Annotated in this window: 17 protein-coding genes, 1 tRNA gene and 1 pseudogene; 17 read left to right on the top strand and 2 right to left on the bottom strand. The window is 53.4% G+C overall.

The annotated features are described in order from the left end of the window. Positions 1-325: 325 nt before the first annotated feature. On the bottom strand, positions 326-1,738 hold the full coding sequence (locus IM700_RS05475) for a serine hydrolase (RefSeq protein WP_193415190.1): 1,413 nt from the start codon (positions 1,736-1,738) through the stop codon (positions 326-328). A 176-nt stretch (positions 1,739-1,914) separates the two neighbouring features. Here IM700_RS05475 and smc point away from each other — a divergent pair, with 176 nt between their 5' ends. From smc to trmD, 9 genes are all read left to right on the top strand, one after another. Next, positions 1,915-5,487 carry a chromosome segregation protein SMC gene (gene smc / locus IM700_RS05470; RefSeq protein WP_193415191.1) on the top strand — a complete coding sequence of 1,191 codons (3,573 nt, stop codon included), beginning with the start codon at positions 1,915-1,917 and terminating at the stop codon, positions 5,485-5,487. A gap of 163 nt (positions 5,488-5,650) precedes the next feature. Next, complete coding sequence (ftsY, locus tag IM700_RS05465) at positions 5,651-6,646, top strand: signal recognition particle-docking protein FtsY (RefSeq protein WP_193415192.1); 996 nt, start codon at positions 5,651-5,653, stop codon at positions 6,644-6,646. 97 nt (positions 6,647-6,743) lie between these two features. Continuing rightward, positions 6,744-7,391 (top strand): PAQR family membrane homeostasis protein TrhA, encoded by a 648-nt coding sequence (trhA, locus tag IM700_RS05460; RefSeq protein WP_155607368.1) that lies wholly within the window; start codon positions 6,744-6,746, stop codon positions 7,389-7,391. Positions 7,392-7,579: 188 nt separating this feature from the next. Beyond that, positions 7,580-7,933 (top strand): putative DNA-binding protein, encoded by a 354-nt coding sequence (locus IM700_RS05455; RefSeq protein ID WP_155607367.1) that lies wholly within the window; start codon positions 7,580-7,582, stop codon positions 7,931-7,933. A gap of 76 nt (positions 7,934-8,009) precedes the next feature. After that, the gene (ffh, locus tag IM700_RS05450) at positions 8,010-9,386 is read left to right on the top strand and encodes a signal recognition particle protein (RefSeq protein WP_193415193.1); all 1,377 of its coding nucleotides are present in this window, start codon (positions 8,010-8,012) and stop codon (positions 9,384-9,386) included. 36 nt (positions 9,387-9,422) lie between these two features. After that, entirely contained in the window at positions 9,423-9,695 is a 273-nt protein-coding gene (rpsP, locus tag IM700_RS05445; RefSeq protein ID WP_059045412.1) for a 30S ribosomal protein S16, read from the top strand. 22 nt (positions 9,696-9,717) lie between these two features. Further along, on the top strand, positions 9,718-9,948 hold the full coding sequence (locus tag IM700_RS05440; protein WP_059045410.1) for a KH domain-containing protein: 231 nt from the start codon (positions 9,718-9,720) through the stop codon (positions 9,946-9,948). Between the two features lie 139 nt (positions 9,949-10,087). Beyond that, entirely contained in the window at positions 10,088-10,606 is a 519-nt protein-coding gene (gene rimM, locus IM700_RS05435; protein WP_155607364.1) for a ribosome maturation factor RimM, read from the top strand. Position 10,607: 1 nt separating this feature from the next. Next, positions 10,608-11,402 carry a tRNA (guanosine(37)-N1)-methyltransferase TrmD gene (gene trmD / locus IM700_RS05430; protein ID WP_155607363.1) on the top strand — a complete coding sequence of 265 codons (795 nt, stop codon included), beginning with the start codon at positions 10,608-10,610 and terminating at the stop codon, positions 11,400-11,402. Positions 11,403-11,456: 54 nt separating this feature from the next. Here trmD and IM700_RS05425 read toward each other — a convergent pair whose 3' ends face one another. Further along, complete coding sequence (locus IM700_RS05425) at positions 11,457-11,972, bottom strand: stalk domain-containing protein (RefSeq protein WP_193415194.1); 516 nt, start codon at positions 11,970-11,972, stop codon at positions 11,457-11,459. A gap of 154 nt (positions 11,973-12,126) precedes the next feature. Here IM700_RS05425 and IM700_RS05420 point away from each other — a divergent pair. The 8 genes and pseudogenes from IM700_RS05420 to IM700_RS05385 all read left to right on the top strand — a co-directional run. Continuing rightward, a tRNA-Pro gene (locus IM700_RS05420) sits at positions 12,127-12,205 on the top strand. A gap of 108 nt (positions 12,206-12,313) precedes the next feature. Then, positions 12,314-13,081: a GNAT family N-acetyltransferase gene (locus tag IM700_RS05415; protein ID WP_193415195.1), complete on the top strand. Its 768-nt coding sequence runs from the start codon at positions 12,314-12,316 to the stop codon at positions 13,079-13,081. 68 nt (positions 13,082-13,149) lie between these two features. Further along, positions 13,150-13,404, top strand: a complete 255-nt coding sequence (locus IM700_RS05410; protein WP_155607338.1) for a hypothetical protein — start codon at positions 13,150-13,152, stop codon at positions 13,402-13,404. A gap of 239 nt (positions 13,405-13,643) precedes the next feature. Then, positions 13,644-13,988, top strand: a complete 345-nt coding sequence (rplS, locus tag IM700_RS05405; RefSeq protein WP_155607337.1) for a 50S ribosomal protein L19 — start codon at positions 13,644-13,646, stop codon at positions 13,986-13,988. A 92-nt stretch (positions 13,989-14,080) separates the two neighbouring features. Beyond that, complete coding sequence (gene lepB / locus IM700_RS05400; protein ID WP_155607336.1) at positions 14,081-14,749, top strand: signal peptidase I; 669 nt, start codon at positions 14,081-14,083, stop codon at positions 14,747-14,749. A gap of 69 nt (positions 14,750-14,818) precedes the next feature. Then, positions 14,819-15,682, top strand: coding sequence for a ribosome biogenesis GTPase YlqF (gene ylqF, locus IM700_RS05395; protein ID WP_155607335.1), 864 nt, complete (start codon positions 14,819-14,821; stop codon positions 15,680-15,682). 224 nt (positions 15,683-15,906) lie between these two features. Beyond that, positions 15,907-16,527 (top strand): ribonuclease HII, encoded by a 621-nt coding sequence (locus IM700_RS05390; protein WP_155607334.1) that lies wholly within the window; start codon positions 15,907-15,909, stop codon positions 16,525-16,527. Between the two features lie 69 nt (positions 16,528-16,596). Further along, positions 16,597-17,801: pseudogene (locus IM700_RS05385) on the top strand (flagellar hook-length control protein FliK); the annotation flags it as partial.

Below are 17,801 nucleotides of genomic sequence, written 5' to 3'. Positions count from 1 at the left end.
CGTCCCCAAGGTCTTGCTGACCTTTCGGGACGACCTTTTTTTTGAAAGAGGGGATTCCTGCGGGCTCTAACGCTGATCCGCGTTGCTATTGATCCATTTATTCTGGATGGCAATCTGTAACGCTGAGGGGAAAGCTTATCCGCAAGTTTTTTACCCGAAAAGGGGTTATTGGGTGTCCATAAGCTTGCTAGCCAGCGTTAACTACAAAACACCGTGCTTTTTGACTCAATAAGCATCCTGGCAAGCGTTAGCGGAAAATCGCCGCAGATTAATTCAATTCAACTTAACTCAGCAATTCATACCTTAGGGCAATCTAGTTCTTCCACTAAGGCAATCGCTTGCGGATTTCCGTCATATGGGTCAGTGTGTCCATGCCAGAGTGATTGCCAAGCAAGATGATGGTGTACCCGCCGCCAAGTTCCCGGGACATCCCGGTGGCGTAACCGGTGCCGCTGCCATTGTGAAAGACACGCGTAATTCCGTTTTCCTGGCGGATCATCCAGCCATACCCGTAGTTTTTTTCTGAATACGGGGTAAACATTTGCGCGATGGACGCTTGGCGGAGCACTTGCTCCGTTTCGAATGAGGCGATCCAGGTCAGCATGTCGTCGACAGTAGAATACAGCGTGCCGGTGCCGGATTGGGAGAGATAAGGGCCAGCTGGTGCCCACAGCTGATCTCCAGCGCTGACGTATCCTTGGATGACCGGCACGGAGGGCTTCGCTTCCCCGGTATCGGACAGGCCCAGCGGCTGCCAAATGTTTTGGTTCAGATAGTCCCCGTAACGCATCCCTGACGCTTTCTCGATGATCCCAGCCAACAAGACGTAACCGCTGTTGCTGTATATAAACTTGCTGTTCGGTTCAACCCGCAAAGGTTTGGCCCGGATGGCCTCAATCGTTTCCTGCAAGGATAGGCCCGGTTCTCGCGGAAAGTTGGGGTTGATGCCGGATAGGTGCGACAACAAGAGGTGAATGGTAATCCGGTCTCCGGAAGGAAAATCGGGATAGTACGATGCCAACGTGTCGTCCAAGCGGAGTCGTCCTTTTTCCACCAGCTTCATCACAGCCGCCGCCGTAAACGATTTGGTTAGGGAAGCGATTCGCGATTTGCGGTCAGCGCGAACGAGATGGTTCTCACCGTCATATCCGTAACCTTTGCGCAGCAGGATCCGATCTCCTTTGGCAATCAGAGCGATGCCGGAATACCGCTGAGCGATGAAATAGCGGTCGGCCACCTCCGCCTCGGGAGAGGTGATCGACGCAGGGTCCGGTGTCAAGTTAACGTGCATCGTTCCATCCGTTGTAACGACACCGACGTCTGCCTTTAATACCTCAGCTAAAGCGCGCAGCGGCACGAGGGTAGCGCCACCGCGAGTGATCGATATGCCGTCCGCCCGGAGGGGATCCCCGTTGACGGTGAACAGATTCGTGCCGGAGCGGTGCAAGATCGTGTCTCCGTGAGCTCGCAACTCGGCAGCGTGCTTGGCGGATTTCCACTTCACTTCTGCGCCCAGGCGCTCGGCTGCTTCGCGCAGCGGTACAAAGGTTACGCCGCGATCGATCAGCGGCGAAGTCGTCCAGGCAATTTCCTGCCCGTCGAGGGTCACTTTCGCGGAGGTCAGCACTTGCGTCTGCTGGGCGGCAGCCAACGGCAGTGCTGGCGAGAGCAGGGATCCGAGGCCAAGGCATAAGAAGAAGAGCAGTCCGGGCAGGCGAGAATGTTTCTTCGTGCTCATCAAGGGCGCTCCTTTTACCGATATAAGAGTTTGGATTTTCTATCACACTAGCAAAAAAGAAATCGAATTTCAAGCGAGCAAAGGATGCGTCATCCCGGGCTTCTGCACGAGACGGATTGCCTGTCCGCCGGAGCTTTGGGTATGTTACAATAGTCGGTAGAGGTGATAGTGAACGTATGTTTTTGAAACGGATAGAGTTAGCGGGCTTCAAATCGTTCGCCGATAAGACGGAGATGGAATTCGTCCGCGGCATTACCGCCGTGGTTGGACCGAACGGTAGCGGTAAGAGCAACATCTCCGACGGCATCCGCTGGGTGCTCGGGGAACAAAGCGCCAAATCTTTGCGCGGCGGGAAAATGGAAGATATCATTTTTGCCGGCAGCGACGCGCGCAAGGCGGTAAATTTCAGCGAGGTGTCGCTAACGCTGGACAACACCGATCAGGCGTTACCGCTCGATTTCAGTGAAGTGACGGTCACCCGGCGGGTCCATCGCAGCGGGGACAGTGAATATTTCATCAACAAACAGTCCTGTCGGCTGAAGGATATTACCGAGCTGTTCATGGATACGGGGATCGGGAAGGAAGCTTACTCTATCATTGGGCAGGGCCGGATCGAAGAGATTCTGAGTACGCGCTCGGAGGATCGTCGCGGTATTTTCGAAGAGGCTTCGGGGATCGTGAAATACAAGAGTCGTAAGCGTGACGCCCGTCGCAAGTTAGATGAAACCGAGCAAAATCTGCTGCGCATCAATGATTTAGTGGTTGAGCTGGAGGATCAGATCGAACCGCTGAAGGAGCAGTCGGAGAAAGCGATCAAATACAAGGAATTGCGCGAGCAATTGAAAAATAAAGAGATTTCGTTATACGTGCATCAGATTGAGCAAATCCACGCTTCGTGGAGCGAGGCCAATGCCAAGCTAGCCAAACTCCAGGAGGAGCAGTTGGCCTTGTCAACCATCGTCTCCGCGCACGATGCCAAACTGGAGAGCGATCGTCTGGCGCTTCGACAGGTGGAGGACCAAATTGAGCTGTTGCAAGGACAGTTGCTTGAATATAGCGAAAGCTATGAAAAAAGCGAAGGTTATGGCGAGGTTTTGAAGGAACGCGCCAAGAACCTGACTCAAAATCGCGAGCAGCTTCGCCAATCGCTGGAGGTTAGTGAAGAGCGGTTCGCCCAGCGGCAGCAAGAAATGGAGCAGATGGCTGCCAAGTTCGCCGCAGCAGAACAGCAGCTTAGCGAGCTGCGCAATGAACTGGCGGCTGAAGAGGCGAAGCTGATCGGCGTGACCGGCGGCATTAGCCAAGTGCAGGAGGAAGGCTTGAAAGGCCAACTTCTCGACATCATGAATCGGATGGCGCAATCCCGCAACGAGATCCATTATGCCGAACAGCAGAAAGACAGCGTCAAACGCCGGATGGAACGTGCCGAAGAGGAAGGCATCAAATGGACGGATGAACTGGAAAGACTCAAGGGCAGCAAGGCCGAGTTAGAGAAGGTGCTGGATAAGCTGGGCAAGGAAATTGCCGAAGTGCGGGGACAGTACATCCAGGAAAGCGAGCGCGTGAATTCGCTGCAGAAGCTCGTTGAAGAGAGCCAAAGCAATATCCGCAAATGGGAGCAGAAACGCGAGGGTTTGGTTTCCCGGCGCGACACGATGAAGGAGATGGAGGACGACTACGACGGGTTTGTCCTTGGCGTTAAGGAAGTCCTGAAGGCGTCGAAAAAATCGGCATTATCCGGAGTACATGGCGCGGTCGCCGAATTGATCCGAGTTCCGGAAAAGCTTGAGCTGGCCGTAGAAACGGCGCTGGGCGCCGCTATGCAGCATATCGTCATGGAGAACGAAGCCGTATCGCGGCAGGCGATCGCTTTCCTGAAGCAGCGGCAACTGGGCCGTGCAACATTTCTGCCACTGGACGTCATCCGTCCGCGCCAAATTTCCGCGGCGGACAAGCGCCAGTTGGAAGAGGCGGACGGATTCGTCGGAATCGGCGCAGAACTGGTCGGTTATGAGCCGCAGTATGCGGATATCGTCGGCAGCCTGCTCGGCAACGTCGTCTTTGCCAGCGATTTGGAGCGAGCGAACAGGATGGCGGCAAGGCTGCAATACCGCTTCCGAATCGTGACGTTGGAAGGCGACGTTGTGAATGCCGGCGGTTCGATGACCGGGGGCTCTCAGCATCGTAAGAACAGCAACCTGCTGGGACGTAAACGTCAGCTCGACCAGCTTGCCAGCGACATTCGCGAGAGCGAGGAGATGCTGGATAAGCTGCGCAAAGGGATAACCGACGTTCGCAGCCAACTGGCTAAGGCGGAAAGCGAGCTGACGCGACTGCGCGAAGCCGGCGATGCCAAGCGGGTTGAGGAGCAATCTTGCGCTGGTGACCTGAAGCAGGTTGATCATGAATGGCGTCACGTTTCCGAGCAATTTGAGCTGTATGGTCAAGAGAAGGGCCACTACCTGAAGGAGCTCGAGGAGCTTGAGGCAACGAAGAAAGCTGCGGAAGAACGTCTCGTAGAGCTGGAGAAAGAAGAGCAAACCGTCCAGCAATCGATCCGGGCGGCCGAATTCGCACGTAAAGCAAGCGAGTCGGCCAAGGAGGAACTCCAGGATTTACTGACCGATCTGAAGGTTCGGGAAGGCAAGCTGGATCAGGAGTGCCAGTCGCTGCGCGAGCAGCTGCGCCGCGCGGAGAACGAGTTCAAGGTTCAGGAGCGTGAGTTGGGGCAAAATCGCACGATTTTGCAATCGATCGAAGTGGACTTGCAGCAAAATGAGGAACAGACCGTCAAGCAACGGGAAGAGCTCAACGATTTCAAGCTGAAGAAGGAACGCGCTAGCGAGCAGCTCGAACTGGAACGGGCTTCGCGCGCCGTGCTCGTGAAGAAGCTGGAGGAAGGCGAAAGCGAAACGAAGGAGCAGCGGCTTGGGCTGAAGGCCGTGGAGGAGCAACTGCGCCAGACGGAAATCCAGGCGAACCGTCTCGACGTGGAGCTGGACAATATCCTGCGTAAGTTGTCTGAGGATTATGAGCTTAGCTATGAATTGGCTAAGCAGCGTTATGCCGTACCGGAGGATGTGCCGCAAACCCAAACGGAAGTCAAGGAGCTGAAGCGGCAAATTACCTTGCTTGGGGATGTGAATCTCGGTGCGATTGAGGAATACAACCGCGTATCCGAGCGTTACCAGTTCCTCAGTGAACAGAAAGATGACCTCGTTGAAGCGAAAACCACCTTGTATCAGGTCATCCGCGAGATGGACGAGGAGATGTCCAAACGCTTTAAAACGACGTTTGATGCCATTCGCCGCGAATTTGTGATCGTCTTCTCGAAGCTGTTTGGCGGTGGACGGGCGGACCTGATTCTGGTTGATCCGGACAATCTGCTCGATACGGGGATCGATGTGGTCGCCCAACCGCCGGGCAAGAAGCTGCAGAACTTACAGCTGCTCTCCGGTGGAGAGCGGGCTTTGACGGCAATGGCCCTGCTGTTCGCCATTCTACAGGTGAAACCCGTCCCTTTCTGCGTGCTCGACGAAGTCGAAGCCGCGTTGGACGAGGCCAACGTGGCTCGTTTCGCCCAGTATTTGCGCGAATTCTCCGAACAGACGCAGTTTATCGTGGTTACCCACCGCAAAGGGACGATGGAGGAAGCCGATGTGCTATACGGCGTGACCATGGAGGAAGGCGGCGTGTCCAAGCTCGTCTCCGTGAAGCTGGAGGACGAAGAGACGGTCGAAATCGCTTAAGCAAGGCGTAGGGCAAATTCAAATTACGGTGGCTTGGGAGTCAAGGTAATGGCTTGGCTCTCCTGCCACGTTTTTATTTTTCGCGCCGAGGTTGCAGGAAATTGCTTGGATCTTCGCGGTATGCGATAATGAGTTCGAAGTGATGAAGGAGGAAATAATCCCTATGAGTTTCTTTAAGAAACTGAAAGAAAGCATTGCATCCAAAACGGAATCCGTAACCAAACAATTCCGGGACGGGCTCGAAAAAAGCCGTAAGGGCTTTGTTGAAAAAGTGACGGAGCTCGTCACTCGACGCAAAAAGATCGATGAGGAATTTTTCGAAGAGCTGGAGGAAATTTTAATCGGAGCCGATGTCGGCGTGAACACCGTGCTGAAGCTGATCGACGATCTGCGGGCGGAAGTGAAGCAACGCCGCATCGAGGAAGCTTCGGAGCTGCAGCCGTTGCTGTCGGAGAAGCTGACTGAGCTGCTACGCGGGGATGAAGACAGCGAAATGCATTTGAATTCGGACGGGATCAGCGTCATTTTGTTCGTCGGCGTCAACGGCGTTGGCAAAACGACAACGATCGGCAAGTTGGCCCATTATTATAAGCAACAGGGCAAGAAGGTCATCCTGGCCGCTGGGGACACGTTCCGCGCAGGCGCGATCGAGCAGTTGGAGGTCTGGGGCAAACGGGCCCAGGTTGACGTGATCAAGCAGCAGGCCGGTTCCGATCCGGCGGCGGTCATGTTCGACGCGGTTCAGGCCGCCAAGCAGCGCGGGGCAGACATCCTGCTGTGCGATACGGCAGGACGTTTGCAGAATAAGTCCAACTTGATGGAGGAGCTGAACAAGATTTACCGCGTCATTCAGCGGGAAATTCCAGGCGCTCCGCATGAGGTTTTGATGGTGCTGGACGCGACCACCGGACAAAACGCGCTGAGTCAAGCCAAACTGTTTGGCGAGAAGAGCGGCGTGACCGGTCTGGTGCTCACAAAGCTGGACGGCACCGCTAAAGGCGGGATCGTCATTGCCATCCGCCAGGAGCTGAGCCTTCCGGTAAAATTCGTTGGACTCGGCGAAAAGATGGACGACCTCCAACCCTTCGATTCCCAGCAGTTCGTGCATGGCTTGTTTGCCGGCTTGATCGCGGATGAGGAAGAGGCGGAAGAGGCTTAAACCGGTAGTAGTAACATGTGGCGGTGCTCCATCGTATGATGATCCTAGGCAGACGCCCGGCAAGACAGACTATATGGAGATTTTAGGAGGTGACAGGATGGCCAATACGCATACTTACGACCGTCGCGAGGAAATCGCCAATGCGATCACTCACGGGATCGGCGCCTTGCTCAGCTTGGCGGGATTAGTATTGCTGATCGTTTTTTCCAGCATGAAGGGCACGGCTTGGCATGTCGTCAGCTTTACTATATACGGAGCGAGCATGCTGCTGCTGTACCTGTGTTCCACCCTCGTACACAGCTTCAAAGAAGGGAAATTGAAAGACCTGTTCGAGTTTTTTGACCATTCCTCCATTTACATTTACATCGCGGGAACGTACACGCCGTTCATGCTGGTGGCCGTTCGAGGGCCGCTCGGCTGGAGCCTGTTCGGAACCGTTTGGGGGATTGCTTTACTGGGCGTCGTATTCAAAGCGTTCTTCGTCAAAAGATTCCTGTTCATGTCGACGATCTTCTACTTAATCATGGGCTGGTTGATCGTCATCGCCTGGGGGCCGCTGACCGTGGCAATGCCACATCAAGGGATCGTCCTGCTGGTTGCGGGTGGGCTAGCGTATACGCTTGGCACGGTTTTCTACGTATGGCGGGGATTTCCGTACCACCACGCGATCTGGCATTTGTTCGTGCTTGGCGGCAGTGTGACACACTTCTTTGCGATTTTGCTTTATCTGCTGCCCCATCATTAATGGATTGATATTGACGTTCAAGCCGCTTTCCGAGGATTCGGAAAGCGGCTTTTTTGCCAGAGTGATGGAGTAGGTAGGCAATTGTATACATGTTAAGGAAAAATGCTTGACATCCACTACGGCATTCGGTATCATAGGAAAAGTTGATGCGCTGTAAAGTGTTTTTCCTTGACGGAGGGGGTGCCCAGATGAGTCAGGAGAATAGGCTTGAGAAGACGAACCGGATCAACCTTTTGTTTGACTTCTATGAAGTGCTGCTTACGGAGAAACAGCAGACCTTCTTAAAATATTATTTTCTCGATGATTTCTCGTTGGGCGAAATCGCCGCCGAGTTCGAGATTAGCCGCCAGGCGGTATATGAGCATATTAAACGGGCTGAAGGCATGCTGGAAACGTATGAGGAGAAGCTCGGTTTATTGAAGAAACACGAAGCGCGGAGCGGCGTGTTGTCCCGGCTGGAGCAACTTATGGAAGACAGCGGCATGTCCCCGTTACATAAAGAAACGGCAAGAAATTTGCTTCGCGAGGCGGAGCAATTGTAAGATGACGATATACAGCTAAATCAAGTTCAAAAAGTCAGCATTCTGAACTACCTTAATGAATGGGGGTGACTGTCATATGGCATTTGAAGGATTGACAAGCCGCTTGCAAAGTGTGTTCAGCAAGCTTCGAGGCAAAGGCAAGGTATCGGAGGACGATGTCAACGAAGCGATGCGCGAGGTTCGGCTTGCTTTGCTGGAAGCGGACGTCAACTTTAAAGTCGTCAAGGAATTCATCGCCAAGGTGAAGGAGAAGGCGGTCGGCAAGGAGGTCATGGACAGCTTTACGCCGGGCATGGTCATCATCGATATCGTCAACAAAGAGCTGACTGAGCTCATGGGCGGTAGCCAAGCCAAGCTAGCCCGCAGTAATCGGCCGCCAACGGTCGTCATGATGGCAGGCCTGCAAGGGGCCGGTAAGACGACGACCTCGGCCAAGCTGGCCAAACTGCTGCTGAAAGAGAATCATCGGCCGCTGCTCGTAGCGGGTGACATTTACCGTCCCGCGGCGATCAAGCAGCTGCAGGTACTCGGCGAGCAGATCAAAGTGCCAGTCTTTACGCTGCCGGAAGGCAACAGCCCGGTTGAAATCGCTCGTCAGGCGCTGCAGCATGCCAAGGACAACGGCAACGATTACCTATTGATCGATACCGCTGGCCGATTGCACATTGACGAAGAGCTGATGGAGGAGCTGCGGCAAATCCATGAGGTAACAAAGCCGGATGAAGTCCTGTTGGTCGTGGACGCCATGACCGGTCAGGATGCGGTGAACGTGGCGGAGAGCTTTAACCAGCAGCTAACGCTGACCGGGGTTGTGCTGACCAAGCTTGATGGGGACACCCGCGGCGGTGCGGCGTTGTCGGTCAAAGCCGTAACCGGCTGTCCGATCAAATTCGCCGCGCTTGGCGAGAAGATTGATGCGCTGGAGCCGTTCCATCCAGAGCGGATGGCTTCCCGGATTCTCGGCATGGGCGACATGCTGTCGCTGATCGAGAAAGCCCAGGCCAACATCGACACGGAAAAAGCGAAGGAAATGGAACGGAAAATGCGCAATGCGGAGTTTACGTTCGATGATTTCCTGGAACAAATGGATCAGGTCAAGAAGCTTGGGCCGCTGGATCAGCTCATGGATATGATTCCGGGTATGGGCAAGATGAAACAGATGCAGAACGTCAAGGTTGACGAGAAGCAAATGGGCCGAGTGGAAGCTATCGTGCATTCGATGACCAAAGAGGAGAAGCAGCATCCCGATATGATCAATCATAGCCGGCGCAAGCGGATTGCCGCAGGCAGCGGGACCACGCTCGCCGATGTCAATCGCTTGATCAAGCAGTTTGATGAAATGCGCCGCGTGATGAAGCAGTTCTCCGATATGATGAGGCCGAAAGGCAAAGGCAACAAGATGATGAAGCAGTTAGGTAAAGCCGGCAAAGGGATGCGTTTTCCTTTCCGTTAATTCTAAAATGTTCATTCTTTGAAGGAGGTGAATTTCGTGGCAGTTCGTATTCGTTTGAAACGTATTGGTGCTCATAAAGCTCCTTTCTACCGTATCGTGGTATCGAATTCTCGTTCCCCGCGTGACGGCCGTTTTATCGAGGAGATTGGTTACTATAACCCGGTTGCACAACCGGCAGTAGTCAACATCGATGAAGAAAAAGCATTGAAATGGCTCCAAGATGGTGCGCAAGCATCTGATACCGTTCGCAATCTGCTGAGCAAGGCAGGCGTTATGAAGAAATTCCATGAGCTTAGACAGCAGAAATAATTGCTGATTCGGAGGGTCGTATATGGAACAATTAGTCGGCGTTATCGCGAAGGCTCTTGTTGATCATCCGGACGACGTGCGTGTGGAGGTCGTGGAGAAGGATCACCTGATCGTTTATGAACTTTCCGTACATCCCGACGATGTAGGGAAGGTCATCGGCAAGCAGGGGAGAATCGCCAAGGCGCTCCGCACGGTCGTAGCATCGGCAGCGGTCAAGATGGATAAGCGGGTCACCGTGGATATCATGTCTTGATCGGTAACTTCATAATGGTAGACGAAAGTGGGTTAGGATGTTTGTCCTAGCCCTTTTTCGTACATGCTGAAGCAGAAGGATCCTTCGGACGGATGGTTCAGCTGCAAGAATGACAGGATAAATCTATTGGGAGGTTAATATGTCGGATTCATTATTGTCGGTAGGCAAAATCGTGAATACGCACGGGATTCGCGGGGAGCTTCGAGTGCTGCTGCAGACGGACTTTCCGGAGGTGCGTTTTGCTCCGAAAAATCGGCTTCTGATCATTCATCCGGAAACCGGGGAAAGGCTCGAGGTTACCGTACAAACGGCCCGGCCTTACAAACAGATGTACATCGTGAAATTCGCTGAATTTTCCCATATTAATGAGGTAGAACCGCTTAAGGGCCGTGAGCTGAAAGTACCCAAGACGGAATCCGTAGAGTTACCGGAGAACGAATATTATTTCCATGAAATCATCGGCTGTCAGGTTGTGAGCGATGAGGGTGAAGATCTGGGCCAAATCGTGGAAATCTTACGGCCAGGTGCCAACGACGTTTGGGTGACCAAGCTGCCAAGCGGCAAACAGCTGCTGCTCCCGGTGATCGATGACGTCGTCTTGGACGTCAACGTGAAGGAGAAAACCATCAAGGTGCATATTATGGAAGGGCTGTTGTAGCATGAGGGTGGATGTGTTGACCCTGTTCCCGGAAATGTTCGCCGGCGTATTCGGCAGCAGCATTCTTGGAAAAGCCCGCGAAAAGGGCATCGTTTCGTTAAATGCCATCAACTTTCGGGATTACGCGGGTAATAAGCACGGCAGCGTTGATGACACCCCTTATGGCGGAGGCGGGGGGATGGTGCTCAAGCCGGAACCGATCTTCCGTGCGGTTGAGGATTTGCTTGGACAGCCAGCCAGCGAAGAAGCTTTCGAACCCTCAATACAAGTAGCGCCTAAACGTGCACCACGCATTATTCTGATGTGTCCGCAAGGGGAGACGTTTACCCAGAAGAAAGCGGAGGAATTAGCCCAGGAAGATCATCTCGTCTTTATTTGCGGACATTATGAAGGTTATGACGAACGAATTCGCGAACATTTGGTTACGGATGAGTTGTCCATCGGGGATTACGTGCTGACCGGCGGTGAACTTCCCGCGATGGTCGTAATCGATAGTGTAACGCGTCTCCTACCCGGCGTGTTGGGCAACGAAACAAGTGCGGTGACGGATTCCTTCAGTACCGGTTTGTTGGAATATCCGCATTACACCCGCCCGGTTGAATTTCGCGGGTGGAAGGTGCCGGAGATCCTGCTCAGCGGACATCATGCCAATGTTGACGAATGGCGGCGGCAAGAGGCGCTTCGCCGGACCTGGCAGCGCCGTCCGGATTTGCTGGAGGGACTTGAATTGACAGAGAAGGACAAGCGCTGGCTGAAGGTGTTGCAGGAGGAAGCTACGGTTAAATCAGAAGAGTAATTCCAGGTAAATCAAAACCCCCGGTATTCAAACCGAGGGTTTTTCTGTAGCCCATTATTGGACGATATATCCGGCAGCGATGACGTCCTTTTTGCTTAAAAGAACGGATCCCAGCTCCTTCTTGACACTTATCAAATGGGATCCATTCGTAATCACGGAAGTGAATTCCCCGTCCTTAAGGGTAGAGGTATTCAGACTGAAGGCGATCTCATTCCCTGCTCTGATGACGTATACATTGGGGGTATCATCAGATTGCGATGCCGAAAGTCGCGCGTTCGAAGCGACCAGCTCGGACAGCGTGATCCAGTCATTCTTGGAGCTGAAGGAGATGGACTTGGTGGCTGCATGATAGGTCGTTTCATAATTGAACAAGCTTGCGGCATCCCGGATCGGCACGTAAGTCGCTCCGTTAAAGACCAGCGCATCGGCAGTGAGCTTGGTCTGGCCATTCACCACGAAATTGAAATACTTAATGGTGGCTTTGACCGCCTTCGCCGTAGGCGCCGCTGCCGCCACCGATGCGGAGCCTAATAAGGCGCAGGCGGCAATGACTAACACTATTTTTTTCATAATAATTCCTCCAATCACCTATTGTCTTTAAAAATATTACCCAGATGTTTATCCAATGACATCGGATTTGTCGGCAATTTGAATTGAATTTAGGCAGGTGTCTGACTCTTGCGAGGGTGCGCGCCTATGGCTTATAATGGAAACACCTTCTATATCGGGGTATGGCGCAGTCAGGTAGCGCGCACCCTTGGGGTGGGTGAGGCCGTGGGTTCGAATCCCGCTACTCCGATCCAGAGCAAACCGATGAAACAGGCAAATTCGGGCGTGAAATTTGTCTGTTTCTTTTTTGTGCGCGGCAAGTATAATCAAAGAACCAAAGAACGAATCGAGGGCTTCTGTCTATGACGAATCAAGAGATATTGGATATTGCCATGCAGCAATCCGCCATCGATGCGAACTGCCGCAAAGAAGACTTCTATCTACAGGAAAACAAGGTTGTGTTATCCACGGAGCATCCAAAGGCCAGGAAATATTTGACCTTACCCTTCTACTGCAATTTGATTTCTTACGGAAATAACATTGTGGCTTCCGTTCATCCGGAGATCCGTGAGGTCGTAGAGTCCTATATTAACAAGTACCCCATTGAGCATTGCTTTGAGACTCCAAATTTACATGTGCTCAACGATGAACTACAGCGAAGAAATCGGCGAATTTGCTTTATGGCCGAATACTTCCTTCCGGATATCCAGATGTTAAAGGCAGGAGAATGTGACTTCGTGACGCGATTGTTGGGACCTGACGATTTTGCCGATTTGTATACGGCGGAATGGAGCAATGCCCTATGCGAAAAGCGAAAACATCTCGATGTCTTGGCGGTCGCGGCTTACGACGGGAACAAGCTGATTGGATTGGCTGGATGCTCTGCGGACGGTGAATCGATGTGGCAAATCGGGGTTGACGTCTTACCTTCCTATCGCCGAAAGGGGATTGCCGCAGCCTTGACAAGCCGCTTGGCCGTTGAGATTCTGGAGCGTGGGAAGGTTCCTTTCTACTGTGCAGCCTGGTCTAATCTGAAATCGGTGCGCAATGCGATAAAAAGCGGATTTCGGCCGGCTTGGGTCGAGATGACCGCGAAAGAAAGCGAATTGGTTGCCTCATTTAACCGCTAGTCGCCCATACCGTTCGTCCATCGTTCTCATAATATGCAGTAGCTTGCATAGGAAGGGGAACAAGGGGAATGGTAGAGGCCTATTATAATTGCCTGCATTGCATGAACAAGAAGGTTCGCATATTAACCCGGGATGGCGGAGTTTATGAAGGCACGGTCGTGAAGGTTGACCGGGATAACGTTTATTTGAAAAGATCAGCGAAGGGCCGGGCGCAAACTTCGGCGTTTATTCCGCCTTACGGTTACGGCTACGGGCCTTATGGCGCTAACGAGGAGATCCTGACGCTCAGCTTGTTTACGCTGCTGGCGATCGCATTAATTTAAGATTAGAACTTAAGCCTCCAAGGGATTGGAGGCATTTTTTTGGAAAAATCGGGATAGGATAAAAACAGGTGAAGTTGCGCGGTTAACCCTGTTTCTTAGTATATTTTCCTTGCTATGGTTAAGGTATTATGGTACAATTCAATTTGTTGTGAATTCGGTGGTCCGCTGCGGATGATGAAGGAGAACAAGGGGTTCTCCGGAAGAGGCATGAACACCTGAGTGGAAGGAGGGAGTCCTAGATGAATATCGTACAAGCGATTACGCAAGAACAGCTTCGCAAGGATATTCCGAGCTTTCGTCCTGGGGACACTTTGAAAGTGTTCGTTAAGGTTATCGAGGGATCTCGTGAACGTGTCCAATTGTTTGAAGGTGTTGTGATCAAGCGTCGTGGCGGCGGAATCAGCGAAACTTTTACGGTTCGTAAAATTTCCAACGGTGTAGGCGTGGAAAGAACTTTCCCGCTTCATTCCCCAAAACTCGATAAAATCGAAGTGGCTCGCCGTGGTAAAGTGCGTCGTGCGAAGTTGTATTATCTTCGCGAACTTCGCGGTAAAGCAGCGAGAATTAAAGAAGTACGTCGTTAATTTTCCGTTAACGAACAGGGGGCTTGGATCCAATCAAGCCCCTTTACTTTTTTCTTGAGTACATATTTTGAGATAAGGAGAGGTCACGTTCCATGGAGAAGCAAGAACAACAGGGCTATCCGGATGTTTCGCCGTCTTCTGGACGAGCGGAACAACTACCTGACGGGCCGGAAACGGTGCAGGCGCCGCCTGCGGGCAAGAAGGAAAAAAGCGAGGCACTGGAATGGCTGAAAGCTATAGCGATCGCCGTTGTGCTGGTTCTCCTGATTCGTTGGCTTTTCTTTGCTCCGTTTATCGTTGACGGCCCGTCGATGCAGCCGAATTTCCATACCGGGGAACGTATCATCGTGAACAAAATCATTTACGATATCCGCGGCCCCAAACATGGCGAAGTCATCGTCTTTCACGTTCCATCCGAGGGACGCGATTTCATTAAACGTGTTATCGGCGTTCCAGGGGATACGGTTCAAGTCGAAGGGGATACGATTACCGTAAACGGTCAGGTTGTGGATGAAACTTACATTAAAGATGCAGTAATTGAGAAGCATAATAATAATGAGCTGTACAATACGGAAGCGAATTTTCCGAATGAGCTAGTTCCGGACGGAACGGTTCCGGAGGGGTATGTCTTCGTACTGGGGGATAACCGTTCGAACAGTACGGACAGCCGGAGGATCGGCTACGTTCCTTACGGAGATATCGTAGGCCGGGCGGACCTGGTGTTCTGGCCGCTCTCGGACCTCCAGTTCATTCGGCACTAGACGAGTTCTGCGCGAATGGGCATACAGTGAGGTCAAGGCGCGTTCTTGGGATAGATGAGGTGAAGGAAAATGACAATTCAATGGTTTCCCGGCCATATGACCAAGGCACGCCGGCAGATTCAAGAGAAGCTCAAGCTGATTGACGTAGTGATTGAACTGCTTGATGCACGCCTGCCCTTGTCCAGCCGCAATCCGATGATCGATGAAATTTTACAGGGGAAACCCCGTTTGATCGTGTTGAATAAATCCGATTTGGCGGATCCATCGGTCACAAGGCAATGGATCGCTTTTTTTAAGCAGGAAGGTTATTTGGCTGTTGAGGCGGACGCAGCAAGCGGGCAAGGCTTGAAGGAAATTCCCCTGCTGGCGAAGGAATTAATGAAAGAGAAGATTGAGAAGCAAATCGCCAAAGGAATTAATCCTCGAGCGGTACGTGCACTAATCGTTGGCATCCCGAATGTTGGCAAATCGACGTTGATTAATGGCTTGGCAGGACGCAAAATCGCCGCAACCGGAGATCGTCCCGGCGTGACCAAAGGACAGCAATGGATTAAGGTTGGCTCGGAGATGGAACTGCTGGACACCCCGGGCATCTTGTGGCCAAAGTTTGAGGATCAAAACGTCGGCTATCGGCTTGCTGTGACAGGAGCGATTCGCGAAGAGATTCTTAACGTGGAAGACATCGCTTTTTTTGCCGTCAAATATTTGGTCCGGTATTACTGGGAGTCGTTTGCGGAGCGATTCGAGCTGGCTCAGGCGCCGCGAGATTCCGAAGATCCAGACGAAATCGTTGCCGTTATGGAGGCGGTCGGGCGTAAGCGTGGTTGTCTCATGAGCGGCGGACGCGTGGATTTGGAGAAAGCTTCAGGCATTCTGCTTCGTGAGTTGAGGGCGGGTAAGCTTGGCCGATACTCGTTGGAAGCGCCTTATTAGTGAATTAAAGCCGTCGGCGGTTGCCGGCGGCTTGTTTTTTTGGCGAAAGGCTGTAGAATCGAGGGAGAGAAGCCGATAATAGAAGGGAGATTCATATTCATAGATGAAGATGATAGAGTGAAGGGTGCACTCCAAGCGTGACTCCCTCATTTCCGGGATGGGGAATGAGATCATCATAGAACAGCTAGCAACGGGGGAAGTTTCACGAAGGATAAGGAGGCTCTATGAACGATTTATTGAAGTATGAGCGGGATTACTGGCAATCGGGCTATTCGCATATCGCGGGGATTGACGAGGTCGGAAGGGGCTGCTTGTTTGGAGACGTGGTAGCGGCCGCGGTGATTTTGCCGCAGGACCTCATCTTAGAGGATGTCGATGATTCGAAGAAACTCAGCGCGAAGAAACGCGATAAGCTATTTGACATCATTATGGAACAGGCGATTGCGGTAGGAATCGGATTTGTGGACGCCGCCACGATCGACCAAATTAATATTAAGCAGGCGACCCGGCGGGCGATGAAGCAGGCGGTTGAGAAGCTTCAGGTACGGCCGGACTTCCTGTTGATCGATGCGGAGAAAGTGGACCTTTCAATTCCTCAGCTCTCGGTGATCAAGGGAGACGCCACCAGCCAATCGATCGCTGCGGCGTCCATTATCGCCAAGGTCACGCGAGACCGTTTATGCCAAGGCGAATGGGATGCGCGTTATCCCGAATACGGAATCGCCGTACATAAAGGTTATGCGACGAAGCTGCATCGCGAACAGATTCAAGCGCTGGGGCCGACGCCGATGCATCGAAAGAGCTTTATGCGCAATTTGTTCGTTGAGGAACAAACATTGTTTTAACCGGCATTTCTTACCCGCTCTCGTTAGAGGCGGGTTTTCCATATCGTAAACGAAGTGAGGGGGGAGCTTATGAATATCGGACCGCTGCTGCGCAGCATGATGGGGGACGTTCGTTCCGGAGAACCCAAGTCGCTGGAACTCAAGACGGGGCAGGTGGTCCGCGGTACGGTATTGTCCGTCTCCGAAGATGGGCAAGAAGCAGTCATCCAAGTGCAAGGCGTCAAACTCCACGCTGCATTGGAAACGCCGTTGCGTCCAGGGGAAACGACGCTCTTGCAAGTACAGCCGGATTCCAAGGACGGACTAGCGGTGTTGAAGCCGGTACAGTCGGCGCCTGGGGCCGTATTGTCGGCCGCTTCCTTGGCTAAAGCGCTCGAATCACTGGGACTCGAGAATACCGCAACGAACCGGGATTTACTGCAGCTCATGCAAAAAAGCGGGATTCCGTTAACGAAAGACAATTTATCGCTCCTGCAGCAAGTGAATGGGCAGAAGCCGGCCGGGGTGCCTTTGTCAGAATGGATTCAAGCGGCAGGGATTGCTCTCGGCCGGGGATTGCCGTTAACGGGTGAGTCGGTAGCCGGGCTGCATCAAGCGGTTTTTGGGCCGCCGCTACACGTCTTGCTTTCCTCCCTTGAGGAGCAAATGGCTGGATTCTTACGCCAAGCGGGGCAGGAAGCGACGACGGCTTCTTCGGGGCAGACAACGTCGACATTCCCGTTGGCCGGTACGGCTTCGCAAGCGTCAGGGGCGAATCCCCCAACGGCCGAAGGGGCTGCGGTTCAAGCCGGGGCAACTCCCCTCGGCGGAGGAGCTCAGTCGAACCAAGCGGCCGGGTTGGTCCGGTTAGCCCGGCAGGGGGCTTTTGCGGACGCCGTGAGCGGGCCGCAGACAGTTCAGCCGGGCCTGCAAGGGCAAGCCGCCGGTGGAACTGGCGGGGCGCTGGTCGCGAAGCTACAGGCCGTGCTGGCGGAGCTGCAGGCGTCCATGCTCCAGGAGGGCATGGACGGCGGGTCGGTACCGGGCCGGGGGTCTAGCGGCCCGGTCGGGGGGGCTCCCGTCGCTGCAAGCGTGACGGGAGGCGCTGGCGCTGCCGCCGGAGGCCCGGCCTCGGCGGCGGTACCGCCGCAAGGCGAAGGGCCCGTTGGGCCTTCGCCAGCGGGCACGCACCCCACCCCCGTGGCGGAGCCGTGGGTGGGGCGCGTGCTGAAGCTGCTCGGTGCGGAGCACGAGCAGCAGGCGCTGCGCGCGACCGCGCCGGCGGGTACGCCGGC

The sequence above is a fragment of the Paenibacillus rhizolycopersici genome (assembly GCF_014947195.2).
Taxonomy (GTDB): Bacteria; Bacillota; Bacilli; order Paenibacillales; family Paenibacillaceae; genus Fontibacillus; species Fontibacillus rhizolycopersici.
This window is presented reverse-complemented; position numbering and strand designations above follow the sequence as displayed.